Origin of the sequence: Kribbella sancticallisti, from assembly GCF_039530625.1 — a bacterium.
GTDB classification, from domain to species: domain Bacteria; phylum Actinomycetota; class Actinomycetes; order Propionibacteriales; family Kribbellaceae; genus Kribbella; species Kribbella sancticallisti.
The window spans coordinates 40,958-67,785 of the sequence record NZ_BAAAOS010000001.1; the positions used below are offsets into that span (position 1 = coordinate 40,958).

General features: G+C 70.6%; 22 protein-coding genes. 4 read left to right on the forward strand and 18 right to left on the reverse strand.

All coding sequences use genetic code 11. The features are described 5' to 3' along the window. Positions 1–5: 5 nt before the first annotated feature. The 7 genes from ABD255_RS00160 to ABD255_RS00190 all read right to left on the reverse strand — a co-directional run bounded on the left by ABD255_RS00160 (position 6) and on the right by ABD255_RS00190 (position 9,811). Entirely contained in the window at positions 6–1,934 is a 1,929-nt protein-coding gene (locus tag ABD255_RS00160; protein ID WP_344208372.1) for a right-handed parallel beta-helix repeat-containing protein, read from the reverse strand. A gap of 142 nt (positions 1,935–2,076) precedes the next feature. Next, positions 2,077–3,939 (reverse strand): right-handed parallel beta-helix repeat-containing protein, encoded by a 1,863-nt coding sequence (locus ABD255_RS00165; RefSeq protein WP_344208374.1) that lies wholly within the window; start codon positions 3,937–3,939, stop codon positions 2,077–2,079. 33 nt (positions 3,940–3,972) lie between these two features. Beyond that, positions 3,973–4,779: an RraA family protein gene (locus ABD255_RS00170; protein ID WP_344208376.1), complete on the reverse strand. Its 807-nt coding sequence runs from the start codon at positions 4,777–4,779 to the stop codon at positions 3,973–3,975. 40 nt (positions 4,780–4,819) lie between these two features. Beyond that, positions 4,820–6,775: a DUF8034 domain-containing protein gene (locus tag ABD255_RS00175; RefSeq protein WP_344208378.1), complete on the reverse strand. Its 1,956-nt coding sequence runs from the start codon at positions 6,773–6,775 to the stop codon at positions 4,820–4,822. Next, a complete protein-coding gene (locus tag ABD255_RS00180; protein WP_344208380.1) occupies positions 6,772–7,656 on the reverse strand; it encodes a carbohydrate ABC transporter permease in 885 nt (294 codons plus the stop codon). The genes ABD255_RS00175 and ABD255_RS00180 overlap by 4 nt, the downstream gene beginning before the upstream one ends. Further along, the gene (locus ABD255_RS00185) at positions 7,653–8,549 is read right to left on the reverse strand and encodes a carbohydrate ABC transporter permease (protein ID WP_344208382.1); all 897 of its coding nucleotides are present in this window, start codon (positions 8,547–8,549) and stop codon (positions 7,653–7,655) included. Before ABD255_RS00185 ends, ABD255_RS00180 begins: the two co-directional genes overlap by 4 nt. Then, complete coding sequence (locus ABD255_RS00190; RefSeq protein ID WP_344208384.1) at positions 8,546–9,811, reverse strand: ABC transporter substrate-binding protein; 1,266 nt, start codon at positions 9,809–9,811, stop codon at positions 8,546–8,548. Before ABD255_RS00190 ends, ABD255_RS00185 begins: the two co-directional genes overlap by 4 nt. Before the next feature lie 173 nt (positions 9,812–9,984). On the opposite strand from ABD255_RS00190, the gene ABD255_RS00195 reads away from it, so the two are divergent. The 4 genes from ABD255_RS00195 to ABD255_RS00210 all read left to right on the forward strand — a co-directional run bounded on the left by ABD255_RS00195 (position 9,985) and on the right by ABD255_RS00210 (position 15,416). Then, complete coding sequence (locus ABD255_RS00195) at positions 9,985–11,157, forward strand: GntR family transcriptional regulator (RefSeq protein WP_344208386.1); 1,173 nt, start codon at positions 9,985–9,987, stop codon at positions 11,155–11,157. Next, the gene (locus ABD255_RS00200; protein ID WP_344208387.1) at positions 11,150–11,980 is read left to right on the forward strand and encodes an amidohydrolase family protein; all 831 of its coding nucleotides are present in this window, start codon (positions 11,150–11,152) and stop codon (positions 11,978–11,980) included. The genes ABD255_RS00195 and ABD255_RS00200 overlap by 8 nt, the downstream gene beginning before the upstream one ends. Positions 11,981–12,018: 38 nt before the next feature. Then, positions 12,019–14,466: a glycoside hydrolase family 95 protein gene (locus ABD255_RS00205; protein ID WP_344208389.1), complete on the forward strand. Its 2,448-nt coding sequence runs from the start codon at positions 12,019–12,021 to the stop codon at positions 14,464–14,466. Between the two features lie 47 nt (positions 14,467–14,513). After that, on the forward strand, positions 14,514–15,416 hold the full coding sequence (locus tag ABD255_RS00210) for an aldo/keto reductase (RefSeq protein ID WP_344208391.1): 903 nt from the start codon (positions 14,514–14,516) through the stop codon (positions 15,414–15,416). Here ABD255_RS00210 and ABD255_RS00215 read toward each other — a convergent pair. The 11 genes from ABD255_RS00215 to ABD255_RS00265 are packed head-to-tail and all read right to left on the reverse strand — an operon-like array spanning position 15,376 to position 26,727. Then, complete coding sequence (locus ABD255_RS00215) at positions 15,376–16,413, reverse strand: LacI family DNA-binding transcriptional regulator (RefSeq protein WP_344208393.1); 1,038 nt, start codon at positions 16,411–16,413, stop codon at positions 15,376–15,378. The two genes, ABD255_RS00210 and ABD255_RS00215, sit on opposite strands and share 41 nt — an antisense overlap. Before the next feature lie 25 nt (positions 16,414–16,438). After that, the gene (locus ABD255_RS00220; RefSeq protein WP_344208395.1) at positions 16,439–17,524 is read right to left on the reverse strand and encodes a Gfo/Idh/MocA family protein; all 1,086 of its coding nucleotides are present in this window, start codon (positions 17,522–17,524) and stop codon (positions 16,439–16,441) included. Then, positions 17,524–18,372, reverse strand: coding sequence for an amidohydrolase family protein (locus ABD255_RS00225; protein ID WP_344208397.1), 849 nt, complete (start codon positions 18,370–18,372; stop codon positions 17,524–17,526). The genes ABD255_RS00220 and ABD255_RS00225 overlap by 1 nt, the downstream gene beginning before the upstream one ends. Next, positions 18,369–18,857, reverse strand: coding sequence for a VOC family protein (locus tag ABD255_RS00230; RefSeq protein WP_344208399.1), 489 nt, complete (start codon positions 18,855–18,857; stop codon positions 18,369–18,371). Before ABD255_RS00230 ends, ABD255_RS00225 begins: the two co-directional genes overlap by 4 nt. A gap of 5 nt (positions 18,858–18,862) precedes the next feature. Beyond that, on the reverse strand, positions 18,863–20,035 hold the full coding sequence (locus ABD255_RS00235; RefSeq protein ID WP_344208401.1) for an ABC transporter permease: 1,173 nt from the start codon (positions 20,033–20,035) through the stop codon (positions 18,863–18,865). Continuing rightward, positions 20,025–21,572 carry a sugar ABC transporter ATP-binding protein gene (locus tag ABD255_RS00240; RefSeq protein WP_344208403.1) on the reverse strand — a complete coding sequence of 516 codons (1,548 nt, stop codon included), beginning with the start codon at positions 21,570–21,572 and terminating at the stop codon, positions 20,025–20,027. The genes ABD255_RS00235 and ABD255_RS00240 overlap by 11 nt, the downstream gene beginning before the upstream one ends. Before the next feature lie 4 nt (positions 21,573–21,576). After that, a complete protein-coding gene (locus ABD255_RS00245; RefSeq protein WP_344208405.1) occupies positions 21,577–22,575 on the reverse strand; it encodes a sugar ABC transporter substrate-binding protein in 999 nt (332 codons plus the stop codon). After that, positions 22,572–23,594, reverse strand: coding sequence for an alpha-ketoacid dehydrogenase subunit beta (locus ABD255_RS00250; protein WP_344208407.1), 1,023 nt, complete (start codon positions 23,592–23,594; stop codon positions 22,572–22,574). Before ABD255_RS00250 ends, ABD255_RS00245 begins: the two co-directional genes overlap by 4 nt. Beyond that, entirely contained in the window at positions 23,587–24,555 is a 969-nt protein-coding gene (locus tag ABD255_RS00255) for a thiamine pyrophosphate-dependent dehydrogenase E1 component subunit alpha (protein WP_344208409.1), read from the reverse strand. The genes ABD255_RS00250 and ABD255_RS00255 overlap by 8 nt, the downstream gene beginning before the upstream one ends. Further along, positions 24,548–25,936: a class-II fumarase/aspartase family protein gene (locus ABD255_RS00260; protein ID WP_344208411.1), complete on the reverse strand. Its 1,389-nt coding sequence runs from the start codon at positions 25,934–25,936 to the stop codon at positions 24,548–24,550. The genes ABD255_RS00255 and ABD255_RS00260 overlap by 8 nt, the downstream gene beginning before the upstream one ends. Further along, on the reverse strand, positions 25,936–26,727 hold the full coding sequence (locus tag ABD255_RS00265) for an SDR family NAD(P)-dependent oxidoreductase (RefSeq protein WP_344208413.1): 792 nt from the start codon (positions 26,725–26,727) through the stop codon (positions 25,936–25,938). Before ABD255_RS00265 ends, ABD255_RS00260 begins: the two co-directional genes overlap by 1 nt. Positions 26,728–26,828: the final 101 nt, after the last annotated feature.

The window sequence follows — 26,828 nt, forward strand, 5'->3', positions numbered from 1 at the left end:
GAACCTCAGGGCTTCTCGTAGGGGAAGGACGGCAGTACGCCGATCTGGTCGTACTGCATCCGGGAGTCGTCGAATCCGGACTCCCAGCTGACGTTGTCGAAGGTGTCGCAGACGATCGCGGACGGACCGTGGTACGGGTCGCTCTCGGTGTTGGTGACCTTGACGTCGGAGAACGCGAACCCGCAGCCGCCGAAGTCCATGTGCACGCCGTACGGCTTGTGGTCCGGCATCGACGGGTCGGCGTTCGCATCGTCGACGATCAGCTGCGAGACCTTCGCGTCCGGGGTGTACGGCGCTTCGTTGCGGACGCCGTAGGCGTAGAAGGGCCCGGTGTCGCCGCTGTCCTTGGCCAGGTGGGACAGCCGGACGTGGTGGACCTGGTTGCCGCCGGTGTAGTTGTCCGGGTTCGGGATCTCCGGGCGCGACTCGATGCTGATGCCGTACCGGGCGCCGTGCTCGACGACGGTGTGGCTGATCTCGTTGCGGCCGCTGTTCATGATCTCGACGCCGGCCGAGTCGCCGGCCACCAGTTCGCCGACATGGTGGATGTAGTTGTTGGTGAACGTGTTGTCGTGGGCCAGGTCGCCCTCGCCGGGCCAGCCGCCCTCGACCTTGATGCCGTCGTTGCCCAGATGCTCGAGCAGGCTGTCCGAGACGGTCGTGCGCTCGTTGGCGAAGAGCAGGTGGATCGCGGTGAAGCCGGTCTGCGCGACATGCAGGCGGGTGAGCCGGACGCCGCGGGTGTTGGTCAGGCTGATGGCACCCCAGCGGTTGCGGGGCAGCTCGATCTGCGTGTCGTACTTCGGGTACTTGTGCTTGATCCCGGAGTCGCCGGTGCCGTTCCAGCCGTAGCGGTACCAGTCCATGAAGTCGGTGTGCTGGACGGCCAGGCCGTCCAGGGTGAGGTTCTCCAGCCGCCGGCCGGCCGAGGCACCTGCCAGCGAGAAGACCTCGGTGGTCGTCGGGCGCAGCACCTCGACGCCGTCCATCGTGCCGCCGGCCGGCTTGTAGTACAGCTGCTTGGCCGGGAGGTCCAGGTAGTACTCGCCCGCCTGGTCGAGCAGGCTGAGCGAGTTCTGGACGAAGTAGCGCGAACCGCCGCCGGAGTTCACCATCGAGTAGCGGGTGGGGTAGATCAGGGTGGACCGGCGCTTGGTGAAGTTGATGTCGAACAACGGCACGGTGTCGGTGAACCAGGACCACGACCCACCGGACCAGACCACGACCTGCGCGGGCCAGGAACTCCCCAGTCGCAGGTCCCAGGCCGGGTCCCAATCGCCCTCGGCGAAGCCGATCTGGTCCCGGACCGCCTCCTTGGACGGGTCGATCAGGGTGGAGCGGAGGTACGGCGCCCACTCCTCGGCGGACCGCCGGTTCGGGTAGCGCGCGGTGGTGGCGCGGCTACCGTCGACGTACAGGGTGTGGAACGCCTGGGACACGTCGACCGGGGCGCGGAAGATGCCGTCCTTGTACGGCTGCCAGCCGGTGACCTGTTCGGCGCCCTCGAACACGGCCTTGCCGGGGCCGTCGGCGCTGCGATAGACGACCTGGTGCCCGTTGGACCCGGAGTCACGGTCGTCGAAGCTGATCTTCTTCTCGACCCGGTAGGTGCCGGCCTTGAGGTTGACCACCAGGTCGCAGTTCAGGTGCTGGTTGAGGCGGCGGGCGCGGATCGTGTCGCGGGCATGCTCCACGGTGCGCCAGGGCTTGGTCCGGGAGCCGATGGCCGAGTCGTCGCCGTCGGGCGCGACCCAGAACGCCGGACAGCCGGCCGGATCGACGGCGGCCGCGTCGGCACCGGCACCGGACGTCGGGGCGGCGCCGAGCGCCGACCCGCCGCCGAGGACGAGTGCGGGCAGGACGAGTCCGACGGCGACGCCCAGGACCAGACCTGGACCCGCGCCGAGCCTGCGATTGCTGCGGTGAGGTGACATCGGGGGGTTCCTCCTTGTTCGCGGGGGCGGTACGCGACCCGTGGGTAAACCTTTGCCCGCAGGTCCGGAAGAAGGCGCGACCGGTCGGTGCAGGGGCCGACCGGTCGCGCCGGGTACGAGGTGGCGCGGTCTCAGCTCAGGATCAGCTGACGGGGACGTCGTACGGGAAGGTCGGCAGCACGCCGATCTTGTCGTACTCCATCTTCGAGGCGTCGAAGCCGGCTTCCCAGTCGCCGTTCGTGACCTGGTTGCACTGGTACGACTGGTACTTCTGGTCGGTCACCTTGCCGACCTGGATGTTGACGAAGCTGAAGCCGCAACCGCCGGCGTCCATGTGCACGCCGCGGGTGCCGCTGTCCGGCATCGAGGCGTCCGGCATCACGTCGCCGATCACCATCTGCTCGACCGTGTTCTTGATCGGGTGCGGCTCCTGGTTGGCGACGCCGTAGGTGTAGAAGGCGCCCATGTCGCCGCTGTCCAGGCCGGTCTCCTCCAGCCGGATGTACTTGAACACGTTGCCGTCGGCGTACTGGTCGCCGTCCTTCACCTCGGGCCGCGACTCCAGGCTGATGCCGTACCGGGCGCTGTGCTTCACCACGATGTTGGAGATCAGATTGTTCCCGGTGCTCATCAGCTCGATGCCGGCCGCGTCGCCCGGTACCAGCTCGCCGACGTGGCCGATGTAGTTGTTGGTGATCGTGTGGTGGTTGCTCAGGTCGCCCTCACCCGGCCAGCCACCCTCGACCTTGATGCCGTCGGCACCGATGTTCTCCAGCAGGCTGTCGGAGATCTTCGTGTGGTCGTTGGCGAACTGCAGGTAGATCCCGGTGAACCCGGTGTCGGACAGGTGCAGCCGGGTCAGGTCGATGTTGCTGGTGTTGGTCAGCCGGATCGCGCCGAACCGGTTCCGCGGCATCTCGATCTGCCGGTCGTACTCCGGGTACTTGTGCTCGTTGCCGGAGTCGCCGCTGGACACCCACCCGTTGCGGTACCAGCTGACGAAGTCGGAGTACTGCAGGCCGAGACCGTCGAAGGTCACGTCGTGCAGCCGCTGCTCGGCCGACTCACCGGCCAGGTCCAGGATCGACTTCACCGTCGGGCGCAGCACCTTGACGCCGTCCATCGAACCCGAACGCGGCTTGTAGTAGACCTCGCCGGCCTTCGAGTCCAGGTAGTACTCCCCCGGCTGGTCCAGGAAGCTGAGTGAGTTGTGGAAGAAGTACCGCGACCCGCCGCGGCTGTTGACCATCGCGTAGCGGGTCCAGTGCTTCAGCGTCGTCTGGGTCTTCTTGAAGTTGGTGTCCAGCAGCGGGATGGTGTCGGTGAACCAGCTCCACGACCCGCCTGACCAGATCGTCACCGACGCCTGGCTCAGGTCCCAGCTGGGATCCCAGTCACCGGGCTTGCCCCACATCCAGTTGCGCACGTCCATCTTGTCCTCTTCGTAGAGGATCGAGGTCAGGTACGGCGACCAGGTGTCCTCGGTACCGCGGTTCGGGTACCGGGCGTTGGTGGCTCGCGTGCCGTCCTCGAACAGCGTGTAGAACGGCTTCGAGGCGTCCACCTTCGCCTTGAAGATGCCGTCCTTGTACGGCTGCCAACCGGTGATCTCCTCGGCACCGGACAGGGTCGCCTTACCCGGGCCGTCCACGCTGCGGTAGATGATCCGGTGACCGTTCACGCCGGAGTCGCGCTGGTCCAGCTCGATGGTGGTGGGGACCGGGTAGGTACCGGCCTTCAGGTTCACGGTGATGTCGCACCGCATCCGGGGGCCGGTGTTCAGACCCCGGTCACGGATCTCGTCGCGGGCCCGGGTGACCGTCTTCCACGGCTCCTTCTCGGTCCCCTTCGCGGCATCGTTGCCGGTCGGGGACACAAAGAAGTTGTCACAGTCGGCCGCACCGGCGGACTGTGTTCCCAGGTTGATGCCTGCCGCGGTCACCAGGACGGCGGCCAGCAGGCCGGCACCGAACGTGGTCCGTCTGCTTGTCCACTTGCGTTTCATGGGCGGGGGGTCCTCTCAAAGGGGGGTGATGCCTCAGTCGGCGGCCGCGACGTGGTTCGTCTTGCCGTCGCGCCAGCGCTCGTACTCCAGGCGGGTCTTCTCGTTCAGGGGGTAGTAGTCACGCAGCGGTGCGCCTTCGTCGATCCGGCGCCGGCTGAACTTCTCCCAGGCGTCGTGCTCGGCCGCGGCCTGCACCACCGCCTCGGCGCGCTGCCGCGGTACGACGACAGCTCCGTCGTCGTCGGCCACCACCAGGTCTCCGGGCAGGGTCAGCACGCCGCCCACCGCGACCGGCACGTTGTACGCCCACGGGAACAGCTCGGACTGGGACGCGTAGTGCGGGGTGGCTCCGGTCGACCAGATCGGTACGTCGAGCTCGGCGACCCGCGGTACGTCACGGATCCGGCCGTCCACCACGATGCCGGCACCGCCGCGGAGCTTGAAGTAGCGGACCAGCATGTCGCCGAAGCAGCCGGTGGTGTGGCTGCCGTAGGCCTGGACCACCAGCACGTCGCCCGGCTGGACCTCGTCGAGCACGGCCCACAGCGCCGTACTGCGTTCGATGTACTCCTGGGACTGGCCGTCGGCGATGTCCTCGCGCTGCGGCATGAACTGCAGGGTCAGGGCCCGGCCGACCACCTTCCTGCCGCCGAACATGCTGGTCGGGCCGTCCACGAAGGTCCGGCGGATGCCTTGTCCGTGCAACCGGGCGCAGGCGGTGGCCGACCCGATCTCGGACAGCCGGGACACCAGGCCGGGATCTGCTGCCGGCGGGGCGTCGCCGCGCACCGGCAGGTCCCAGATCGGCACCGCCGGGGCTTGTTCGATACCGCTACTCAAGATCTGTCTCCTCGTACTCGTGGTGTCGGGTTCGGTCAGGTCAGTCGGCGGGCAGGGCCAGGTGGGCCGCCCGGTAGGCGCCGCGGGTCAGCTCCAGCTCGATCCGGATGGTCCGGCCGGGTGGCAGCTCCACCTCGAGCTGGTTGCCGTCGACAACGATCGTCTCGGTGCCGGCCCGCAGCGGCGGCGACGTGTACGCCGGGGCGGGGCCCGGGTGGTCGCCGGTCGCCGTGGTCACGATCGCGCGGTCGATCCGCTCGGTCCCGAAGGAACCGGCCTGGATCACCACCCGCCGGGTCTGCGTCGCGGAGAGATTCACCAGCTGCAGACAGGTACGGTCCGGCTCGACCGTGTCGACCAGCGCGGCGACGTCGGCCGGCAGACCCGGTCGGCCACGTTCGGGATCGAGGTACAGGACTCGCAGCGGCAGGAGGCCGCCGTTGTAGAGCAGTTGCGGCGTTCCCGTCGTCAACTGCAGCAGAGCTTCGGTGGTGACCGGGTTGTGCCGCTGCCAGTGATGGACGTGCATGTCCGCCGGATCGGTCCGGTCGGCCTGCATCAGGTCCATCCGGCGCTGCACCTGGGACAGCGCGACGCCGAGGATCGCCTCGGGGTATTCCGGGTTGTCACCGGCCAGGTAGGCCAGCCAGGGCGCTTCGTGCCCGGCGTCCTCCTTGTTGCGGAAGTCCCGGACGGTGCGCCAATCGTAGCCGCTGCGTTCCCGCAACCGGAGCAGTCGCTCCCGGTCGACCGGCTCGAAGGCCGCCTGCCACAACCAGATCGGCAGCCCCAGTTGCGGCGGCTGATAGTCGAACCAGCCGTCCTCGCCGTACCGGTTCGGGATCAGCAGCGTCGGGGTCGCGGTGTCCTCGCCGAGCTCGGCCTGCCATCGGTCGCGGATGCTCATCTCAGTGTCGTCGACGGAGCCCGTGATGCCGCGCTCGTACAGGTGGTCCAGCAGTTGCCGGGCCAGGTCGAGCCGGCTCGGGTCACCGGTCAGGAGCGCACCGTTCAGCGCCCCGACGCAGGCTGCCGAACCGACGCTGTACACGCCGTGGGGCCAGGCCCAGCCGTAGTTGCCGCCGTGCCAGCGTCCGTCGTGCAGCTCGCCCACCTCGCCGCTGGGCCCGGCGTTGTCAGGCAGGATTCCGCCGTTGTCCCGGGCGCGCTGCTGCCAGGCGTCGAGGTACTCCAGGGTCCAGTCGGAGAACCGCTCATTGTGGTCGTAGAGCCAGGCGTTGGCGGTCAGCGTGGTGGCGGCGAGGTTCACCGCGACGTCCCCGGCACCGAGCCGCCGGACCATCTCCGCGCCCATCAGGTCGGCCTTGGCCGGATCCTCCAGATCGGCCCAGGTCCGGATCCCGGGGACGCCGGCCAGCGGCAGACCGAACGGCCGCATGCTGGCCAGGCCGGCGCCGAAGGAACGCCACTCGTCGTTGATCCCCCAGCGCGGTCCACCGGCCCCGTTGTGCGGGGCGCGGATGGTCCGGGTGGCCTGGTCGTAGTTGCCTGCCGGCGAGCCGGGCAGATAGAGCTCGGCGAACCGGTACGCGCGGTCCCGGAACACCTCGTCACCGGGATCGGCGGCGCACAGCGAGTAGAAGAAGATCATCGACTCGCCGAGATGGAACCAGTCGTAGCCGCGCTCGAACTCGTCGACCAGGAAACCCAGGTCGGTGAGCTGCCGGGTGACGCCCTCCCAGTGCCACTTGGAGACGTCGAGCAGATCGTCCGCGCCGCCGAGCTGGTAGAGCACCGGCCAGTTCACGAACGCCTCGTAGAAGTCGTCCGCGCCGTCCCGGCTCGGCACCTCCCCGGCGTACCGCAGACTGCCGTCGGGCAGGCAGTAGCGCTCGCGGAAGAGCCACCAGCCCTCGTCCATCACGTCGAACAGCCGGCGTTGCATGATCGCCCAGGCGGGTGGGCAGCCGATCGGCGTCCGGGCGACCACCTTCGGTGGAGCCGTGACAGGAGGTGTACCGATCATCGTGGTCATCCCTTCGTCGCTCCTGCGGTCAGGCCGCTGATCACGTGCCGCTGCAGCAGGACGAAGATCACCAGCAGCGGCGCCACCGCCAGCAGCAGCGTCGGGAAGACGACCGTGTAGTCCGTCGAGTACTGGCTCACCGCGGCGTAGACACCGGTGGTCACGGTGTAGAGACCGCTGCCGGGGCCGAGGATGATCTGGGGGTTCACGAAGTCGTTCCACACCGAGAAGGTGTTCAGGATGACCATCGTCACCACGGCCGGCTTCATCAGCGGGAACACGATCGACCAGAAGATCCGGTACTTGCCGGCGCCGTCGACGGCGGCCGCCTCGTCCAGGCTCACCGGCACGGTCATGATGTAGCCGGCGTACAGGAAGATCGAGAACGGCAGGGTCAGCGTCGTCTCGAACAGCACGAACCCCGGCACGGTCCCCATCAGTCCGAGGAACTTCAGCGTGTAGACGACCGGGATGACCAGCACCTGGCTGGGGATGAAGGTCCCGGCCACGAACAGCAGCAGGAGCAGCCGGTACCGGCGTTCGCCGCGACGCGCGATCACGTACGAGACCGGGCCGGCCAGGACGACCGACAAGACGTTCACCGAGACCACGAACAGCACCGTGATCGCGTACCCGCGGACGATGTCGAAGTCGGGGTTCGCCCACGCCTTCTGCAGGTACTGCGTGGTCAGCAGGTCGGGTGACAACGAGAACGGGTGGTTGAGGATGTCCTGCTGGGACTTGAACGCGCTCACCACCAGCAGGTACATCGGCACCAGCATCAGCACGCTGGTCACGATCAGGAACACGATCCGGCCGGCGCCCTTGGCCCGGACCGGGCGGGGGCTGACACTGATGGCCCGGATCCGGGGCATCCGGATGGCACTCATGCCCTCGCCCCCTGATCCTGCCGGGACCGGAGCCGGGCGACGGTGAGCGCCAGCCCGGCCGTGACCAGCATCAAGACGACCGACTGGGCCGATCCGACGCCGAGCGCGTTGTTGTGGAACGAGTCCCACAGGATCAGGTACGCCGCGGTCTGGGTGGAGCCGGCCGGGCCGCCTCCGGTCAGCGACACGACCAGGTCATAGGTCTTCAGCAGGCTCACCAGGGACAGCACCAGGTTGACGGTGACGACCGGCGCCAGGGCCGGCAGCGTGACGTTCAGGAACGTCTGGCGCGGCGAGGCGCCGTCGATCCGCGCTGCTTCCTGCAGGTCGCGGGACACGGTCTGCAGGCCGGCCAGGTAGAGCACCACGTTGACCCCGAAGCCGGCCCAGACCAGCACCCCGATCAGACTGGCCAGGGCCCAGGTCGGGTCCGACAGGAACGGCAGCACCTCGGCGCCGCGCGTGGTCAGGAATCCGTTGACCACGCCGGACGTGCCCAGCACCGCGCTCCACAGGAAGCCGACGACCAGGGCGCTCAGGACGTGCGGGTAGAAGAGGATCACCCGGAAGAACGCGTTCAGCCGGGACGCGCCGTTCACCAGCAGCGCGAAGCCGAGCCCGAGCAGGTTCAGCAGGACTGTTCCGATGCCGGCGATCAGCAGGGTCACCCAGCCGGCCCGGATCGCCTCCGAGTTGGCGGCCAGGTCGGCATAGTTGCGCAGTCCGACCAGCGCGGGGTTCGCGCTGTAGCCGTCCCAGTCGGTCAGGCTCAGGTAGATCGAGAGCCCGACCGGGATCACCAGCATCACGACGAACAGCAGCAGCGCGGGACCGACCATGCCTGCGGTGGTCAGCCGGTCCCGCAGGCGGACGGCTGCCGCGCCGCCACTCATGACTTGGACCCGATCCAGCTGTCGATACCGGTCGCGACGTCCTGCGCCCGCTTGCCGATGTAGAGACTCTGGACGGCCTTGTTCCACTCGGTGTTGAAGCCCTTCGGCAGCGTGTTGGCGCCGTAACCCTCACCCTGCGCCACATGCTTCGGCGCTTGGTCGAGGATGTCCTGCACCTGCTTGCCGAGCGGTGACAACTGGTCGGTGTAGCCCTTGCGGAAGTTGCCGTCCTGGCTCAGCTGGCTCTGGACCGCCTTCTGGTCCGTCACCAGCCACTGGACCAGCTTCACGGACAGATCGCGCTGCTTGGTCGACTTCAGCACCATGTACGGCGCGGCCATGGTGACGCCCTGCGGTCCGGGCGAGGGCTGGCCGGCCTCGGTCGGAGCAGCGAACACCCCGAGGTCGAAGGCGGGCTTGGCCTGCTCGGCGGTCCGGACGAACCAGCTGCCCATGATGTACATCGCGGACTTGCCGGACAGGAAGTTGGTCTGCGCGTTGACGTCGTCCAGGCCGAGCGCGTTCTTGTCGACGTACCCGTTCTTGATCCAGGACTCGTAGCGCTGCAGCAGCGGCAGCATCGTCTTCCCGACGGTCAGCTCCTTGGCCTTGACCTTCTGGTACCAGTCGGGGTGCGCGGACGCGATCGACGGGTCGCTGAGCTGGAGCAGTTGGAGCCCGGTGACGTAGTCGCCGGCGGTCTGCAGCGGCAGGTACCCGGCGGCCTTCAGCTTCTCCATCGCCGCGGTCAGCTCGTCGAGCGTCTTCGGCGGCGCGCTGATGCCGGCCTTGGCGAACGCGGCCTTGTTGTAGAAGACGAGGGACTGCGCCTGCTGACCCACCCCGACCGTGTAGACCTTGCCGTCCACCGCGGCCTCCTGGGCCAGCGGCGTGTCCTTGGTCCACTCCTGGTCTGTCAGGTCGAGCATCTGCGGCGCGAGCGTCTTGTCGGCCATCAGCGTCTCGACCACGTCCGGGGCGTTCCCCGCGGCGAGCAACTGCGGGAGGCTGTCCTTGACCCCCTGCCCGGTCGGGGCCTCGATCTTGACGTCAACGCCCGGGTTGGCCTCCTCGAAGGGCTTGACCAGCTCTTCCCAGTAGCCTTTGGTCAGGTTGGGCGTGATGTTGACCAGCATCCGGACCTCACCGGTGCTCTCACCGGACGAGCCCTCGTCGCTGAAGCCTCCCCCGCAGGCGGCCGCGCCCACCAGGATCGCGGTACCGAGAACGACGCCGAAACCTCGGCGTACTGAACGAGTCATGGATCCTCCCACCAGTCTCCCAACTCCAGGACGAGCTGGGTGTCACTAGCGATGGACGATGCAGGGGATCGCGGATAAGTGTCAATGTTTAAACGGCAAACTCGGACAGTTGAGTCATAAGTCCGCACCATTCCCTCTCGACAGGCCGGCCGCGGAGGGACCACTATGCAGGCATGCCCGATGCCGGACGACCCAAGTCGCCGCTGACCCTGTCGGCGGCCGAGCGTGCTGCCCTCAACCACCTCGCCACCGCAACCACGACGAGCCCGGCCATGCGCCTGCGAGCCCGGATCGTGCTCGTCTGCGCCGAGGGCCGGTCGAACAAGGAGGTCGCCGATGCCCTTGCGGTCACCCCCGGCACCGTCGGCAAGTGGCGTCGCCGGTTCCTGCGGATGGGGATGGCCGGCCTGGACGACGGGATGCGCAGCGGCCGGCCGCGGATGGTCGACAGGGTCCGGCTGGGCACTGTCACGGCAGGATCGATGGCCGGTTCCGGACAGGCCGGACAACCGGCCGACCGGTTGGCGGCTCGGGCCCGGGACGAGAAGCAGGATCGGTTGCCGTCCACCCGGAAGGTCGCCGCGGCGTACGGCGTCTCCCAGTCGACCGTGGCCCGGCGGCGCCGGGAGGAGCGGCTCGGGTACCGCAGCGGCGGCGGCCTGGTCCTTCGTTCCACCCATCCCGCCCCGGCTCAGTCGACCGAGACCGAACTGCTCTCCGAGCGGGTGTACGAGGCGATCCGTGGCTGGATCCTGTCCGGCGAGCTGGCCCCTGGGATGCGCGTCGTCGAGTCCGAGATCGCCCGGGTGCTCGGCACCAGCCAAACCCCCGCCCGCGAGGCGGTCCGCAGGCTCGCCCATGAGGGCCTGGTGACTTACCAGCCGCGACTGGGCAACTTCGTCACCGAGATCTCCCAGGTGGAGGCTCGGGAGGCCCGCGAGGTCCGGGTGCTGCTGGAGGCGGCCGCGGCCCGGCGGGCGACGGGCCGGGTCCCCGAGCAGGAACTCGACCTGCTCCGGACCGAGGTCCGGCAGATGATCGAGGCCGCCGAGCACCACGACATCGGCGCCTTCCGCGAGGCCGACCTGCGCTTCCACCGGCAAGTGCTCGCCACCAGCGGCAACTCGATGCTGCTCCGGGTCTGGCGCACGCTCGAGCCGGCCCTGTGGAGCCTCCAGGTGGTCTCGAACGCCATGTACGCCGGTGACTGGGGGCTGATGGCCCGCCGCCATATGGATCTGGTCACCGCGCTCGCGGGAACCGATCCCGAGGACGCCGCGCGACTGTTCTCGGCCCACGCCCGCGGCGAGAGTTCGATCACCAAACCGGCGGCCAGGCATGGGTGAGCCGCGGCTTCCCCCGCTCGATGCCCACGTCCACGTCTGGGACACCAGCCGCCGGTTGCTGCCCTGGCTGCCGGAAGGCCATCCGCTGCGACGTGACTACTCGCTGACAGATCTGGCGGCGGCCTCCGACGGGCAACTGCCCGAGACCGTGCTGGTGCAGGCCGACGCGGATCCTGCCGAGGTCGTCGACCTGCTCGATCTCGCCGCCGCCACGCCGAGCGTTCTGGGCGTGGTCGGCTGGTTCGACCTCCGCGCCGACGACTTCGCCGCCCGCTTGACCTCCGTTCTCGAGTACGCCGGAACGTCCGGAGCGCGGTTGGTCGGCATCCGCTGTCCGCCGGCTGACCAGACCGACCCGGGAACGCTCGCCGACCCCGCTTTCGTCCGCGGCGTCCGCATCGCCGCGGNCCCGGCCGGGCTCGCAGTGGATCTGCTGCTCCGCCCGGCCGCTCTCATCGGAGCCGCCCGCCTCGCTGCCGCCGTACCGGAGGCGCGGCTCGTGCTCGACCACCTGGGCAACCCGACCAGCGCCGACACCTGCTGGGCGACCGGGATGCGCAGGCTCGCCCACGAGCCCGGCGTTGCCGTCAAGCTGTCCGGCGTCACTGGTGGCCTGTCGACCCAGGACGCGGCCGAGGTGTTCGGCCTTGCGCTCGACCTCTTCGGATCCGGCCGGCTGCTCTTCGGCTCGGACTGGCCGGTCTGCACCCTGCGGACCAGTCGCGCCGAGACGGCTCGCCGTACCACCACTCTGCTTCCGCCCGCCGCGCACAACGACGTGTTTCGCGGCACCGCCCAGCGCATCTACCGGCTGGGCCGCTGATCCTCCCCATCCGCCCGACGACGGGAGAACGACCGCCCATGAACGACTACACAAGACGCCAGGTCCTGCGGACCGCCGGCGCCGCAGCCGGTACCGCCCTGGCCGCCGGCGCCCTGACCGAAACCGCCACCGCCGCCACGGCCGGGACCGCCGCCCCGACCGACAGCACCGGCAGCGACACCAACCCCCTGAAGCTCTGGTACAACCAACCCGGCACCGAGTGGCTCCAGGCCCTTGCCATCGGCAACGGCCGGCTGGGTGCGATGGTGTACGGCGGCACCGCCACCGAGCGGCTCCAGCTCAACGAGGACTCGGTCTGGGCCGGCGGCCCGCACCAGTACGACGACCCGGCCGGCCGCGAGGTGCTGCCGGAGATCCGCCGGCTGATCGCCGAGGAGAAGTACCTCGACGCCCAGAACCTCGCGGACGAGCACTTCATGGGCCGGCCCACCGAGCAGATGCAGTACCAGCCCGTCGGAGACCTCGAACTCACCTTTCCCGGGATCAGCGCGACCGGCGTCTCGGCGTACCGGCGCGAGCTGGACCTGACCACCGCGACCACCTCGGTGAGCTACGTCGCCGACGGGGTTCGCTACACCCGCGAGACCTTCGTCAGCCATCCCGCGCAACTCCTGGTGATGCGGCTGACCGCGGACCGGCCGGGCTCGATCTCGTTCGACGCCACCTTCACCACCCCGCAGCAGGCCATCGTCGCCCGCTTCGACGACACCACCCTGGCCCTGAACGGGATCAGCGGTGAGGCGGAGGGACTGGCCGGCTCGGTGAAGTTCTCCGCCCTGCTCCGGGCGGTCACCGAGGGCGGCACCACAACGGTTGCCAACAGCAAGCTCACGGTGGCCGGGGCCGACGCCGTCACCCTGCTGCTGTCGATCGGGACGAGCTACCGCGACTACCGCGACGTCAGCGACGACCAGGTCGCCAAGGCGACCGCGCCGCTGACGGCGGCGGGCCGTCCGGGCTACGGCCTGCTCCGGAGCGCGCACGTCCAGGACTACCGCCGGCTGTTCGGGCGCCTCGACATCGACCTCGGCAGCTCGGCCGCGATCGGCCTGCCGACCAACGAGCGGATCATCGCCTTCCGTAACGGCGGCGACCCGCAACTGGCCGCGCTGTACTACCAGTTCGGTCGGTACCTGCTCATCTCCAGCTCCCGCAGCCCGGGCCAGCCCGCCAACCTGCAGGGCATCTGGAGCTACAAGATGCTGCCCGAGTGGCAGTCGAAGTTCACCCTGAACATCAACTGCGAGATGAACTACTGGCCGGCCGGCCCGGCCAACCTGGCCGAGTGCTGGGACCCGCTGTTCCAGATGATCGGCGAGCTGGCCGAGTCGGGCGCCCGGACCGCGGAGCTGATGTACGACGCGCCCGGGTGGGTCGCCCACCACAACACCGACGGCTGGCGAGGTACGGCGCCGGTCGACTTCGCGTACTACGGCGTCTGGCCGACCGGCGGCGCCTGGTTGTCGTTGCTGTTCTGGGAACGCTTCGAGTACACCGGCGACGTGGAGATGCTGCGCCGGTACTACCCGGTGCTCCGCGGCTCGGTGGAGTTCTTCCTCGACCAGTTGCAGACCGACGCGGCGACGGGCTATCTGGTGACCAGCCCGTCGCACTCGCCGGAGCTCAAGCACCACGACTACGACAACGTCGGGGTCAGCATCTGCGCCGGGCCGACGATGGACAGCGAGATCCTGCACGACCTGTTCAAGGTCTTCGGCCAGGCCGCCGGGCTGCTCGGCGAGGACCCGGCGATGGCGCAGCGGGCCGCCGCGGCCAAAGCCAAGCTGCCGCCGATCCAGATCGGGTTCCTCGGCCAGATCCAGGAGTGGCTGATCGACTGGGAGGAGGCTGCCACCGAGACGAGCCGGCACGTGTCGCACCTGTGGGCTGTCTTCCCGAGCGACCAGATCACCCCGCGGCGGACCCCGGAACTGGCCGACGCGGCGCGCAAGTCCCTCGAGCTGCGCGGCCCGGCGGTCACGGCCGGCTGGTCGCTGGCCTGGAAGCTGAACCTGCGGGCCCGGCTGCTGGAGCCGGCCAACGCGTACAAGCACCTCACCCAGCTGATCGCTCCCGGCCGGACGGCGCCGAACATGTTCGACCTGCACCCGCCGTTCCAGATCGACGGGAACTTCGGCGGGGTCTCGGGGATCACCGAGATGATCCTGCAGAGCCACTCCGGCGAAGTGGCGTTGCTGCCCTGCCTGCCGTCGGCCTTCCCCTCCGGACGCGTCCGTGGTCTGCGCGCCCGGGGCGGCTTCGAGATCGAGCTGACCTGGTCCGGGGGCACGTTGTCCGGGGCCAAGATTCGGTCGCTGCTCGGCAGCAAGCTGCGGCTGCGGACCTCCGGCCCGGTCGAGGTCCGGTCCACCGCGGGTCCGGTCACCGTGGCCCGGCCCGAGAACGGCGTGGTCGAGCTGCAGACCACGGCGGGTATCGAGTACCTGATCGCGCCGCGGCGATGATCGTAGCCGACGGCAACAATCTTGATCCGCACCGGAGGAAAGGAGTGGTGCCTGGCCCTCTCGGGCTGGGCACCGCCCCGGTGGCCGGCGCCGAGCCCGGCGACGAAGCGCGCGCCGCGGCCACCCTCGAGGCCGCGATCGAGGCCGGCATCGACTACTTCGACACCGCTCCCCTGTACGGCGCCGGCGCGGCGGAGCGACGCCTCGGCGCGGTCCTCGCCGGGCTGCCGAGGTCGTCGTACCGGGTCTCCACCAAGGCCGGCCGGCGGGTGGTCGACGAGACCGCCCGCCGGGTCGAGTACGACTTCAGCCGGGACGGGATCGCCCGCTCGGTCGAGGACAGCCTGACCCGGCTCGGCCTGGACCGGGTCGACATCGTCCATCTGCACGACCCCGACCAGCACGAGCGGCAGGCCATGGACGAGGCGTACCCGGTGCTCGACGGACTGCGCGCCCAAGGCGTCATCGGCGCGATCGGCATCGGGATGAACAGTGCCGCGATGCCGGCCCGCTTCGTTCGGGAGACCGGGATCGACGTCGTGCTGATCGCCGGCCGCTACACCCTGCTCGACCGGTCGGCCGCCGACGACCTGCTCGTCGCGGCCTCGGATCGCGGCGTCGCCGTGATCGCCGGCGGCGTGTTCAACTCCGGTGTACTGGCCGACCCGGCCGCGCGGCCGACGTACGACTACCGGCCGGCACCGGCGGCGATCCTCGCCCGGGCCGAGCGGATGGCGGCGATCTGCGCCTCGTACGACGTACCGCTGAAGACCGCGGCGATGCGCTTCCCGGCCACCCATCCCGCGGTCGGCAGCGTGCTGGTCGGCTGCTCCACCGCGGCCGAGGTCCGGGAGAACGTCGCGCTGTGGTCGCGGCCGGTGCCGGCCGGGCTGTGGGAGGCCCTGGCTGTCAGCGGCGGCGGCGGGGTGGGCGGGCTGTCGACCTTCTGATGACGAGGTCTATCGGGTCCCGGACCACCTCGGCGACGGGCCGGCGCGGATCCGTTTCCAGCAGCAGTTCCGTTGCCCGGGCGCCGAGTGACCGCAGCGGCATCCGGACCGTCGTCAGCGCGGGCACCAGGTGTTCGGCCAGCGGCAGGTCGTGCACGGCGACCACGGAGATGTCGTCGGGTACGGACAGGCCGCGTTCGCGCACCGCGGTCAGGACACCGATGGCAGAGGCGACGTTCGCGACGAACAACGCGGTCGGCGGCCGGCCCGACGCGAGCAGCGCGGACGCGGCTTCGAACCCGCCGGCCGGGGTGTAGTCGGCCGCCGCCACCAGCGACGCCTCGGGCTCGATTCCCGCCGCCCGCAACGCTTTGCGATAGCCCTCACGCCGTCGTCGGGCGGTGTCCGCGCCAGCCGGTCCGGCGACGTGCGCGATCCGCCGATGCCCGAGGTCCAGCAGATGCCCGACCGCGACCTGGGCCGCCCGGTCGTCGTCGAGCACGACGTGCCGGGTGGTCGAGCGCCCGCGGCGGTTGACCAGCAGCCACGGCACGCCCTGCGCGTCCAGCGTCTGCTGCTCGGCCGGCGAGATCGGCCCGCCCGCGAGCAGCAGGCCGTCGACCCTGCCCTCGCCCAGCGCCTCCAGGTAGTCCTTGGTGCGGTGGCCCGCACCGGCCGACGAGCCAACCATCAGCACATACCCGCGGGCCAGCGCGGCCGTCTCGGCGCCGGTGATGATCTCGGCGTAGACCGGGTTGGCGAAGTCGGGGATGAACAAGCCGACCGCGCCGGTACTGGCGGTACGCAGCGAACGGGCCGCCATGTTGCGCCGGTAGCCGAGTTCCCGGATCGCCAGCAGCACCCGCTCCCGGGTCTCGGGCCGGATGCTGACGGCCTTGTCGTTCACCACCCGGGAGACGATGGCCTTGTCCACCCCGGCCCGCGCGGCGACATCGCTGATCGTCACCCGGCCGCCCCGACCGGTGGCCGCCGGCATCACCGTTCCCGGACCGTGGTCGGGGTCATCCTGCCTCCACCGTTCGTGCCTGACCGTCGTCGATCGAACCGTACAGGGCCTGGACGAGCGCCAGCGTGCCGATGTTGTCCTCGGCGGCGGTCGGTGACGGTGTCCCGTCCGCGATCCAGCCGAGCAACCCCGCCATCGGCCCGCCGAACGCCCACGGGATCCAGCGCCGCGTCACCGGGTACGCCAGCCAGCCGTCGGTCGGCGCCACCCGGCTGAAGACCTCCAGCGTGTCGGGCCGCCCGTGCGGGTAGTCGTAGAGCAGTCCGAGCGTGCCGCGGATCGCGCCCTCGGTCCCGTCGATCCGGAACTCCGCCCGCTGGTCGCCTCCGGTGTTCTCGTGGTTGACGTGCAGCACGGCCCGGGTGTCGCCGTCGTACACGAGGGTGGAGATCGTCCTGGTCTCACCGGTCGCGAGCTGGCCGGACCGGCGGGAGGCGGTGGCGAACACCCGGCGCGGGTCGCCGAGGATGCTGCGGACGGCGTCGAGGTAGTGGATCGAGTGGTACATGATCTCGAGCCGGTCGGAGCGGACCAGCCAGTCCCAGGCGGACCAGTCGGTGCTGATGTCGACCGTGAACGAGGTCGTGGTCGGGGTACCGATCCAGCCGGCCCGGACCATCGCGCGGGCCGCCGCGATGCCCTCGTCCCAGCGCAACTGCTGGTTCACCGCCAGCCGGACCCCCGCCCGCGTCGCGGCGTCGATCAGCTCGCGCGCGGTCACCAGGTCGGGCGCGAACGGCTTCTGGCACAGGACATGCTTGCCCGCGGCAATGACCTGGCGAACCACGTCCGGCTGCGCCCACGGCACCACCGCCACGTCGACCACCTCGACCGACTCGTCGCCCAGCAGTTCCTCGAGCGAGCCGTAGACCCGCCCGATTCCGTGCCGCCCGGCCACCCGTTTCGCCTGCTCCGGCCGGACGTCGTACAGGCCGCGGATGTCGAGCCCGAGCCCGCGGTACGCCGGCAGGTGCGCGACGTCCACGATCGCGCCCGCGCCGACCAGGGCGATCCCGCGCCGGTGTTCCGGTGGTACGTCGATCGCCACCTGGGCGGCGATCGGGGCCAGCAGGTCCAGCATCAGCGGTCCACCTCCGGAATCCGGTAGAACTCCGCCGCCGTGCCCCCCAGCACGGACGCCCGCTCGTCCTGGCTCAACTCGGCCAGGACCCGGCCGGTCTCGGACCAGACCCGCTCATAGTCGTCGGCCAGCGTCGCCACCGGCCAGTCGCCGCCGTACATCAGCCGCTCCGGACCGAAGACGTCGACCGCGTGCTCGACGTACGGGCGGAGGTCGTCCGCGGTCCAGCCGGGCCGGGCCGCCGTGTTGAGGCCCGAAATCTTGGCATACACGTGCGGATGCGCGGCAGCCCGGCCGAGCAGTTCCGCCCACGGCTGCCGGCCGCCGGCCGCGATCGGCGGCTTGGCCAGATGGTCGATCACCAGCCGCAGGTCCGGGTGCCGCTCGGCGATGACCGACACCTGAGCGAGGTGGCGAGGGGACACGGCCACCACGTCGAACGTCAGTCCACTCACCGCCAGGACCTCGAGGCCCACACCGACGTCCTCGCGCAGCAGCCAGTCCTCGTCGGGTTCGTCGTGGATCAGGTGCCGGACGCCGACGAAGCGCGGATCCTTCGCGCGCTCCGCCAGCATCGCGGCGGCCGCGTCCGGATCGGTCAGCGGTACCCAGCCCACGACCGCGGCGACGCGCGGCCAGCGGTCCGCGACCTCGAGCATGAAGTCGGTGTCCTCGGTGGAGTCCAGCGACTGCACGAGCACGGTGCGGTCCACTCCGCAGGCGTCCAGCCGCGACTCCAGCGCGGTCGGGTCGAAGCTGCGACGGATCGGCTCCAGCCCGTCGGCGGCCAGCCAGGGGTAGACGAGTCGGTCGAGGTCCCAGAAGTGCTGGTGGGCGTCGATGATCACGCGTCGTCCTTCCGGTCCGGGAGACGGTGCGGCGGTGGTTGCACCAGCTCGAGGGTGATGTCGTCGGGGTCGAGCAGGTAGCAGCACCAGCCGCCCTGGTTGACGCCCGCCTCGATCCGGTTCGGCGACGAGACGAACCTGACCCCGGCCGCCAGCATTCGGTCGTACTCCGTGCGCAGGTCGCCGACCACGAACGCCAGGTGCGCCGAGCCCGGGTGGTACCGCGCCGGGTCCTGCCGGACGCCCTGCGGTGTGAGGTACTGGACCAGCTCGACATCGTGGCTGCTGATACCCGGCCGGTCGCTGGGCACGGCCAGCTGGGCGACCCGGAGCCGCGCATCCGGGTAGCCGACCAGAGTCCGGGTGTACGGGTTGTCCTGGTCCTGGACATGCACCAGGTCGAGCCCGAGAACGTCGCGGTAGAAGGCGATCGAGCGGTCCAGGTCGCTGACGTGCAGGCCGGTGTGCCAGATCCCGGTGGGCATCGCGCTCACTCCCCCGCCGTCCGGACCGCGGGCCGCCGGGCCGACACCGTGTACATCGCCGCCGCCACGATCAGCACCATGCCCTCGATCAGCCCCTGCCAGTTCGCGCCGAGGTTGAGAATGTTGAAGCCGTTCTTCAGCGTCACCAGGATGAGCGCGCCGGCCAGCGACTTCAGCACGCTGCCGACCCCACCGAACAACGCCGTACCGCCGAGGATGGCGGCGGCGAGCGCGGTGAGTTCGTAGCCGGTCAGCCCGGTCGGGTTGATCGAGCCGATCCGAGCGGCGTACAGCACGCCGACGAAGGCCGCGGCCGTCCCGTTGAGGACGAAGGCGAGCACCTTGTACCGGTTCACCGCGACACCGGACAGCCGGGCGGCCTCGGGGTTGCCGCCGGTCGCGTACAGCCGCCGCCCGACGGTGGTGAACCGCAGGACCCAGGCCGCGACGGCGACGAGAACCAGCAGGTACGTCGTCCGTTGCGTCACCTGCACCGTGAAGATCAGCGCGGGTGACGCCGCGACCAGGACGAGTCCGAGGACGCCGGGGACCAGCACTGCCGGGCTCCGTAGCGCGGCGTCCCTCGGTCCGGCGGCTCGCTGGGACCACAGCCGCCAGCCGGCCAGCAGCAACACCGTGATCCCCGCCACCAGGTAGAGGTTCGGCGTGATCCAGCGGCCGGCGTCGATCCCGCGCAGGGCGCTCGCGCCGTCACCGGCCGGCGGCGTCACGGTCCGGCCGTCGGTGACGATCAGCACCAGACCGCGGACCCCGGTCATCGTGCCGAGCGTGACGATGAACGCGTTAATCCCGACGTACTGCACGACGACGCCGTTGAACAGGCCGACCAGGGCGCCGGTCGCCAGCGCGACGAGGAACGCCGGCCAGAACCCGATCGGCCCGATCAGGCTCAGGCACAACGCGGCGCCGAGGGCCGCGACCGACCCGATCGACAGGTCGAAGTTCCCGCTGATCAGCACGATCGTCGTGGACACCGCGAGGATGCCGAGCAACGCCGTCTGGTCGAGGATGTTCGACACGTTCATCGGATCCAGGTACGGCGCGCGGCCCTGGGCCGCGCTCGCCAGCGCGAGCACGCCGACCAGCGCCACCAGCGCGTACACCACCCCGGCGCGGGAGAGCTTCAGGCTCTCCGGCAACCGCCGCTCAGCCGGCATCGCGCACCGTCCCGGCGGTGAGCCCCTGGGCCAGCATCATCAGTTCCTCCTCCGACATCCGTGCCGCGGCACGCTCGGCGACCAGCCGGCCGCGGCGCACCACCAGCACCCGGGTACAGACCGCCAGCAGCTCCTCGAACTCGCTGGTCACCACCACCACCGCCTTGCCTTCCGCGGCCAGCCGGCGGACCAGGCCGAGCAGGTCCGCCTTCGCGCCGACGTCCACACCGGCCGTCGGCTCGTCCAGCAGCCACACCTTCGCGTCGCCGTACAGCCACTTGGCGAACGCGACCTTCTGCGCGTTCCCGCCGGACAGCTCGGCCGGCGTCGAGTCGATGCCGGCCGCAACGATTCCGAGGTCGCCGACGGCCCGCAGGGCCTGCGCCCGCTCGTCGTCCTCGCGCGGTACGACGCCGCCGCGGGCGGACGCCGCGAGGTACGGCAGGCTGATGTTCTTCCACACCGGCTCGCCGACGTGCAGTCCCTGCCGGACCCGGTCCTCCGGCACGTAGGCGATCCCGGCGTCCACGGCGTCGCGCGGTCCCCGGTCCCGCCGGAACGCGGACCTCCGGTGGCCGGCATGCACCGGCCGGTCACCGACACGGATCGTCCCGGTCGCGGCCTGGTCGTCACCGAACACGGCGGCCAGGATCTCCGACCGGCCCGACCCCAGCAGCCCGGCCAGGCCGACCACCTCACCGGCCCGCACCTCGAACGACACGTCGGTCAACCGGCCCGGTGACGACAGCCCGGCCACCTCGAGCACGACCGGCGCCGTCCGGTCCGGGACCACGGCCGGAACCGACTCCACGGCCCGCAGTTCCCGGCCCGAGACGGACCGGACCAGCGTCTCCTCGTCCAGTTCCGCCGTACCGCGATCCAGGACCACCCGGCCGTCCCGGAGCACGGTGACCTGGCCGGTCAGGTCGAGGATCTCGTCCAGGAAATGCGAGATGTACAAAAACGCGGTGCCCTGGCCGGACAGCCGCCTGACCGCGTCGAAGACGAGCCGCCGCTCCCCCTCCGAGAGCGAGGCGGTCGGTTCGTCCATCACCACCAGTTCGGCCCCGGCCGCGAGCGCCTGCAGGATCGCCACCATCTGCCGCGCCCCGATCGACAGGTCACCGACCAGCACGTCGGCCTCGACCGGGTAGCCGAGCCGCTCGACCAGGTCGGCGAACTCCTCCCGCCGGCCGACCGGAGTACGGCGGAATCCGCCGCGGTCCAGGAAGACGTTCTCGAGCACGCTCAACGTCTCCACCAAGGGGATGTGCTGGTGGATCGTGGCCAGGCCGGCCCGGCGGGCCGCGCCCGGGTCACGCCAGCTCCGGCGGGCGCCCTGCCAGGTCAGCGACCCGGTCGTCGGCGGGTGCACCCCGGCGATCACCTTGATCAGCGTGGATTTGCCGGCCCCGTTCGCACCGACCAGACCGTGGACGGAGCCCGGCGCGACCCGGAGTGAGACCCCCCGCAGGGCCCGGGTGCCGTTCGGGAACGTCTTGGTGACGTCGGTCAACTCCAGCAGCGGCTCGGTCATCGGATCACCACTGCGGGGCGCAGTCCGCCACGTTCGCCTTGGTGATACCGGGCGTGTCGTAGGTGACGAACTCGGCGTCCCGCTTCTTCGCCCCGGTCAACTGGTCGTACATCACCTGCAGGGCCAGCGCGCCCAGGTCCTTCGGCTTGTAGCAGACGGTCCCGTAGATGTCGCCGCTGCTGACGCCCTCGACGCCGAGCTTCGACCCGCCGACGCCGACCACCTTGGCCTTCGATCCCGCGGCCTTGACCGCCTTCGAGCAGCCGACCGCCATGTCGTCGCTCTGGTTGTAGATCAGCGCGACGTCGGGGTGCGCGGCGAGGATGTTCTGACAGGCCGACTGGGCCTTGTCCGGCACCCAGTCACCGGGCTGCCGGGCGACCACCGTGAAGGTGACGCCCTTGTCCTGCGCCGGCGCGAGGAACTCCGCCGACCGGGTCTTCACCTCGGCGAACCCCGCGGTGCCCTCGACGATCGCGACCTTGCCGCCGCTCGGGAGCGCCGCCAGTGCGAGCTCCCCGGCGATCCGGCCTGCCTTGACCTCGGCCTGGGTGACCAGGGCGACGAGCCCCGGGTACACGTCCTCGATCTTGCGGGTGGCCGGGTCGCCGACCTGGGAGGCGACGGCGACGGTCGGGATGCCGGCGGTCTTCAGCTGGTCCGCCAGTCCGGTCGCGACACCGGAGTCGACCGGGAGCAGCAGGACGCCGCTCGGCTTCTGCCCGATCAGGTCCTGGACGTCGTTGGCCTGCTTCTCGGCGGCACCCTGGGCGTCGACCTGGACCAGCTTCACCCCGAGCTCCTCGGCCTTCTCGTCGATCCCGCCGACGATTGCGGCCGGGAACGGGAAGTTCTTGCCCAGGTTCGAGACCCCGATGGTGAGGTTCTTCGCGTCCGGGGCCGCCTCAGCGGCGCTCCCGGCGGAGGTATCGGTCGCCTGGCCGCAGCCGGCCGCGGCCAGCGCGACGACGAGGGCGACCAGGGGAATCCTCTTGGTTGTCATGGCTTCTCCTGCACGAGCTTGGTGAGCTGGGCCGCGATCCGGTCGACGGAAGGCACCAGGGCCTCCGCGAGCGACGGCGCGGCGGGGATCCGGCTGTCCGGCGTACCGATCCGGACGGGCGCGGTGGACAGCGGTACGCCGGACTCGGCGACGCGGGCGAGGACCTCCGCGCCGAAGCCGCCGGTGACGTTCGCTTCGTGGACCACGGCCAGCCGGCCGGTCCGGCCCAGGCTGCCGAGGACCTCGGTCAGGTCGAGGGGGTTGAGCCAGGTCAGCTCGACCACCTCGAGGTCGATGCCGTCGGCCACCAACCGGTCGGCCGCGGCGAGGACTCGAGCGGTGATCGCGCCCCAGGTGACCACGGTCGCGTCCCGGCCCGGCCGCCGGACGGTGGTCCAGCCGGCCGGACGTGGTGGTCCGTCGATCCGGACCTCGGTCTTCTCCCCCGCGTACAACGTGCGGTTCTCGATCACGATCACCGGATCGTCGCTGTACCCGGCCGCCAGCAACGCGTCGTACCCGTCCTGCGCGGTCCACGGCATCACCACCCGCAGACCGGGAACGTGCAGGAACAGCGCCTCCAGCGACTGCGAGTGCTGTGCGCAGGCACCGGGCGCGTTGCCCTGCTGGGTCCGTACGACGATCGGCGCGGGCGCCTCGCCGCGGGACACGTACCGCGCGTTCGCGGCCTGGTTGACGAGCTGGTCGAGGGCGACCAGGGAGAAGTCGGCCCACATGATCTCGACGATCGGCCGGAGACCCATCAGGGCGGCACCGACGGCGCTGCCGAGAATCGCGGCCTCGCTGATCGGGGTGTCGAAGACCCGGTCGCCGAACCGCCGGCGCAGTCCGCGGGTGACGCCGAAGACACCGCCCGGCTTGGCCACGTCCTCGCCGTACACCAGAGTCTCCGGGAGTTCGGTGAGCAGCCGGACCAGGCCTGCGTTGATCGCCTCGCCGTACCTGAGGTTCAGCCCGGCCGGTGCGCCTGTCGTTGCCATGGTAGTTGCCTCAGGCATAGATGTGCTCCTTCGCGGTCGCACCGTCGGCGATCGGGGCGGCCAGCGCGGCCGCCGCGGCCTGCTCGATCTCCTCGCGGGCGCCGTTCTCGCAGTCGTCGAGGTCGGTGTCCGGAACTCCCTCGGCCGCCAGGGCGGCCCGCAGCCGGACGATCGGCTCGGTCTGCTTGGCCCGCTCCACCTCACCGGCTGGGCGGTACTGCTCGGCGTCGCCGATGTAGTGCCCCACCAGGCGTTGCGTCATCAGCTCCAGCAGGGTCGGTCCTTGGCCGGCGCGGGCTCGTTCGAGGGCGCGGCGCGCGGCATCCCGTACGGCGCTGGGGTCGTTGCCGTCGAGGCGCTCACCGGCCATGCCGTACGCCGCCGCGCGCTTGTACAGCTCGGGCTCGGCGACCATGTCGGCGATCGGGGTGAGCTCGGAGTACAGGTTGTTCTCGCAGACGAAGACGACGCCGAGCTTGAACGCCGCGGCGAAGTTGAGCGCCTCGTGCGTCGCCCCCTGGTTGAGCGCGCCGTCACCGAACACCGTCACCGCGATCCGGCCGGAGCCGTCGTGCTTCCCGGCCAGCGCGGCACCGACGGCGATCGGTGCCCCCGCGCCGACGATCGAGTTCTCGCCGTGGAAGCCGTACCGCGGCGCGGTGAAGTACGCCGAACCGCCGCGTCCGCCGTTCAGCCCGGTCGTCCGGCCGGCCAACTCGGCCAGCATCGCGTCGGCCGGGACCCCGCGGGCCAGCGCCCAGCCATGACCGCGGTACGTCGCGAACAGCGCGTCGGCCTCGGTGAGCTCGGTGCAGACGCCGACCGGGCCGGCCTCCTGCCCGATCGCCAGGTGCACCGATCCGGCGATTTCGCCGGACAGCCGGAGATCGCGCACCTTCTCCTCCAGGACGCGGATCCGCCACAGCCCGTGCAGATCGGCCAGGCCCTGCGTCGGGTCCGGCAACCGGTCGTCACTCACCCTGTGCCTCCTCACTTCCCGGCTGCCGCCGGGTCTCGTCGTCCGGCACCCGCCGGGTCTGCCAGTCGGCGACCGCGGCGGCTGCCATCGCCGGCGCCTCGCCGACGTACTCCTCGGCGCTCACCTGCGCGCTGTCCAGTTCGATCTCCCCGCCGCGCGTCAGTTCGGCGATGACGTCACCAAGGTCCCGGCCGCTGTCCCGAGCGGTGATGGCAGCCGCGTACACCAGGTCGTGTGCGCGGTCCCTGCCCAGCACCGGCGCGAGCCGCATCATCAGCGCCTCGCTCATCAGCAGCCCGCCATCGCGGTTCAGGTTCGCCCGCATCACCTCGGGAAACACCCGCAGCGTCGTCGCGGTGCGGCCGGTCAGCAGCAGCGCGGCCGCGGTGTACTCCGCCACCTGCGGCACCGCCAGCCACTCCAACTGCCACTCCCCCGCGCTGCGCTCGTGCCCGGCCTCCATCGCCCGCAGCAAGGTGGCCGCTGCCGCACCGGCCGCTACTCCGAAGCCGACCACTGATTCCGAGCTGACCGGGTTCTGCTTCTGCGGCATGGTCGACGAAGCGCCACGGTGATGACCGTCCTGCTCACGGACTTCGGCGATCTCGGTGCGGGACAGGTCGACCACCTCACGGGCGAACCGCACACATGTCGCCGCCAGCGTCGCGCACACGGCCCCGAACCGCGCCACCCGATGCCGCGAGACGTGCCACGACACGTCCCGGTCCGACAACCCGAGCCGGCCCGCCAGCACCCGGCGTACTTCGGGACTGCCCGGACCCATCGCGGCGTTCGTCCCGCCCGCGCCGTACAACGACACCAGCCGGACCTCGGCCACGACGCGGCGCAGGTCGGCCAGCTCGTCGGTCAGCTCGGCAAGGAAGCCGCCGATCTTGGCGCCGAAAGTCGTCGGCACCGCCTGCTGCGCGTGGGTGCGGGCGGCGATCACCGTCTTCTCGTGCTCGGCCGCGAGCCCGGACAGCGCGTCGCCGAGGATCACGGTCAGCTCGATCAGCCGGGTCCCCGCCGCGCCGAGCTGCAGCGCCAGGCCGGAGTCCATGATGTCCTGCGTGGTCGCGCCGTAGTGGACGCGACCGGCCGGACCCGGGGGCAGTGCCGCGGACAGTTGCCGAGTCAGCGCGAGGATCGGATACCCGACCACGCGGGACGCATCCCACAACTGCTCGGCGTCGATCAGCTCCGGCCGGCAGACCGCGCTGATCGCGTCCGCGTCGGCCTGGCTGATCACCCCCACCTCGGCCTGCGCCTGGGCCAGCTCGGACTCGACCCGCAGCCAGGCCTCGATGGTGGCGCGCTCCGACCAGATGCCGACCATCGCATCGTCGCCGTACAGCGCGGTGAGCAAGCGGAACCCCGTCATCAGTGCATCTCCAGTCCGCCGTCGACGTTGATCGCCTGGCCGGTCACGAACGAGGCCAGGTCGCTGAGCAGGAAGGCCACCACGCCGGCCAGCTCGGCCGGTTCGCCGATCCGGCGCAGCGCGGTGCGCTCGGTGACCGATCGCAGGTACTCCGCGCCGGCGCCGGCACCGAACGCCAGGTCGCGGTCGGCCAGGATCCCGTCCCACATCGGGGTCAGGAAGATTCCGGGACAGACGGCGTTCACCCGGATCGCGGGGCCGAGCGCGAGCGCCGCGGACTTGGTCAGCGACAGCAGGCCCGCCTTGGAAGCGGCGTAGTGCGCGGCGTCCGGACGCCCGGACCGGCCCGCCACCGAGGCGACGTTCACGATCGAGCCGCCGCTCATCACCGCCGCCGCGCTCTGGATGACCTGGAAGACCGAGTTCAGGTTGACGTCGACCACTCGCCGCCACTCCGCGACCGGCAACTCCCGCAGCGGCGCGGTCCGCATCACCCCGACGGCGTTGACCACACCGTCCAACCCGCCCATCCCCTCCGTCGCGGTTGCCGCCAACCCACCGGCGAACCCGTCATCGGAAAGATCCCCCGCCAGCAGCACAGGCCCGGCCTCGGCGCTGGGGAGGGTTTCGGCTGTTGCCTTCAGACCGTCGGCGTCGAGGTCGGCCAGGGCGACGGTGGCGCCGAGACGGACCAGGTGACGAGCGACTGCTTGCCCCAGTCCGCCGGCTGCTCCGGTGATGAGGACACGGCGGCCGGTCAGCGAGAGGGCGGGGTCGTGAGTGGCGGTCACGCGATCTCCGTTCAATCGATTGACCGGCACCATAGTTGTCGAATCCTGTGTCCCGCAAGCCCTGATCCCAGCCCGCGACCCGGTTGCCCGCCGAGGTCTTG

What these genes read in the sequence shown, in the direction of transcription:
- ABD255_RS00160 (WP_344208372.1), bottom strand. Translation starts at nt 1,934, where the DNA reads ATGTCACCTCACCGCAGCAATCGCAGGCTCGGCGCGGGTCCAGGTCTG.
- ABD255_RS00165 (WP_344208374.1), bottom strand. Translation starts at nt 3,939, where the DNA reads ATGAAACGCAAGTGGACAAGCAGACGGACCACGTTCGGTGCCGGCCTG.
- ABD255_RS00175 (WP_344208378.1), bottom strand. Translation starts at nt 6,775, where the DNA reads ATGACCACGATGATCGGTACACCTCCTGTCACGGCTCCACCGAAGGTG.
- ABD255_RS00180 (WP_344208380.1), bottom strand. Translation starts at nt 7,656, where the DNA reads ATGAGTGCCATCCGGATGCCCCGGATCCGGGCCATCAGTGTCAGCCCC.
- ABD255_RS00185 (WP_344208382.1), bottom strand. Translation starts at nt 8,549, where the DNA reads ATGAGTGGCGGCGCGGCAGCCGTCCGCCTGCGGGACCGGCTGACCACC.
- ABD255_RS00190 (WP_344208384.1), bottom strand. Translation starts at nt 9,811, where the DNA reads ATGACTCGTTCAGTACGCCGAGGTTTCGGCGTCGTTCTCGGTACCGCG.
- ABD255_RS00195 (WP_344208386.1), top strand. Translation starts at nt 9,985, where the DNA reads ATGCCCGATGCCGGACGACCCAAGTCGCCGCTGACCCTGTCGGCGGCC.
- ABD255_RS00205 (WP_344208389.1), top strand. Translation starts at nt 12,019, where the DNA reads ATGAACGACTACACAAGACGCCAGGTCCTGCGGACCGCCGGCGCCGCA.
- ABD255_RS00215 (WP_344208393.1), bottom strand. Translation starts at nt 16,413, where the DNA reads ATGCCGGCGGCCACCGGTCGGGGCGGCCGGGTGACGATCAGCGATGTC.
- ABD255_RS00220 (WP_344208395.1), bottom strand. Translation starts at nt 17,524, where the DNA reads ATGCTGGACCTGCTGGCCCCGATCGCCGCCCAGGTGGCGATCGACGTA.
- ABD255_RS00230 (WP_344208399.1), bottom strand. Translation starts at nt 18,857, where the DNA reads ATGCCCACCGGGATCTGGCACACCGGCCTGCACGTCAGCGACCTGGAC.
- ABD255_RS00235 (WP_344208401.1), bottom strand. Translation starts at nt 20,035, where the DNA reads ATGCCGGCTGAGCGGCGGTTGCCGGAGAGCCTGAAGCTCTCCCGCGCC.
- ABD255_RS00240 (WP_344208403.1), bottom strand. Translation starts at nt 21,572, where the DNA reads ATGACCGAGCCGCTGCTGGAGTTGACCGACGTCACCAAGACGTTCCCG.
- ABD255_RS00245 (WP_344208405.1), bottom strand. Translation starts at nt 22,575, where the DNA reads ATGACAACCAAGAGGATTCCCCTGGTCGCCCTCGTCGTCGCGCTGGCC.
- ABD255_RS00250 (WP_344208407.1), bottom strand. Translation starts at nt 23,594, where the DNA reads ATGCCTGAGGCAACTACCATGGCAACGACAGGCGCACCGGCCGGGCTG.
- ABD255_RS00260 (WP_344208411.1), bottom strand. Translation starts at nt 25,936, where the DNA reads ATGACGGGGTTCCGCTTGCTCACCGCGCTGTACGGCGACGATGCGATG.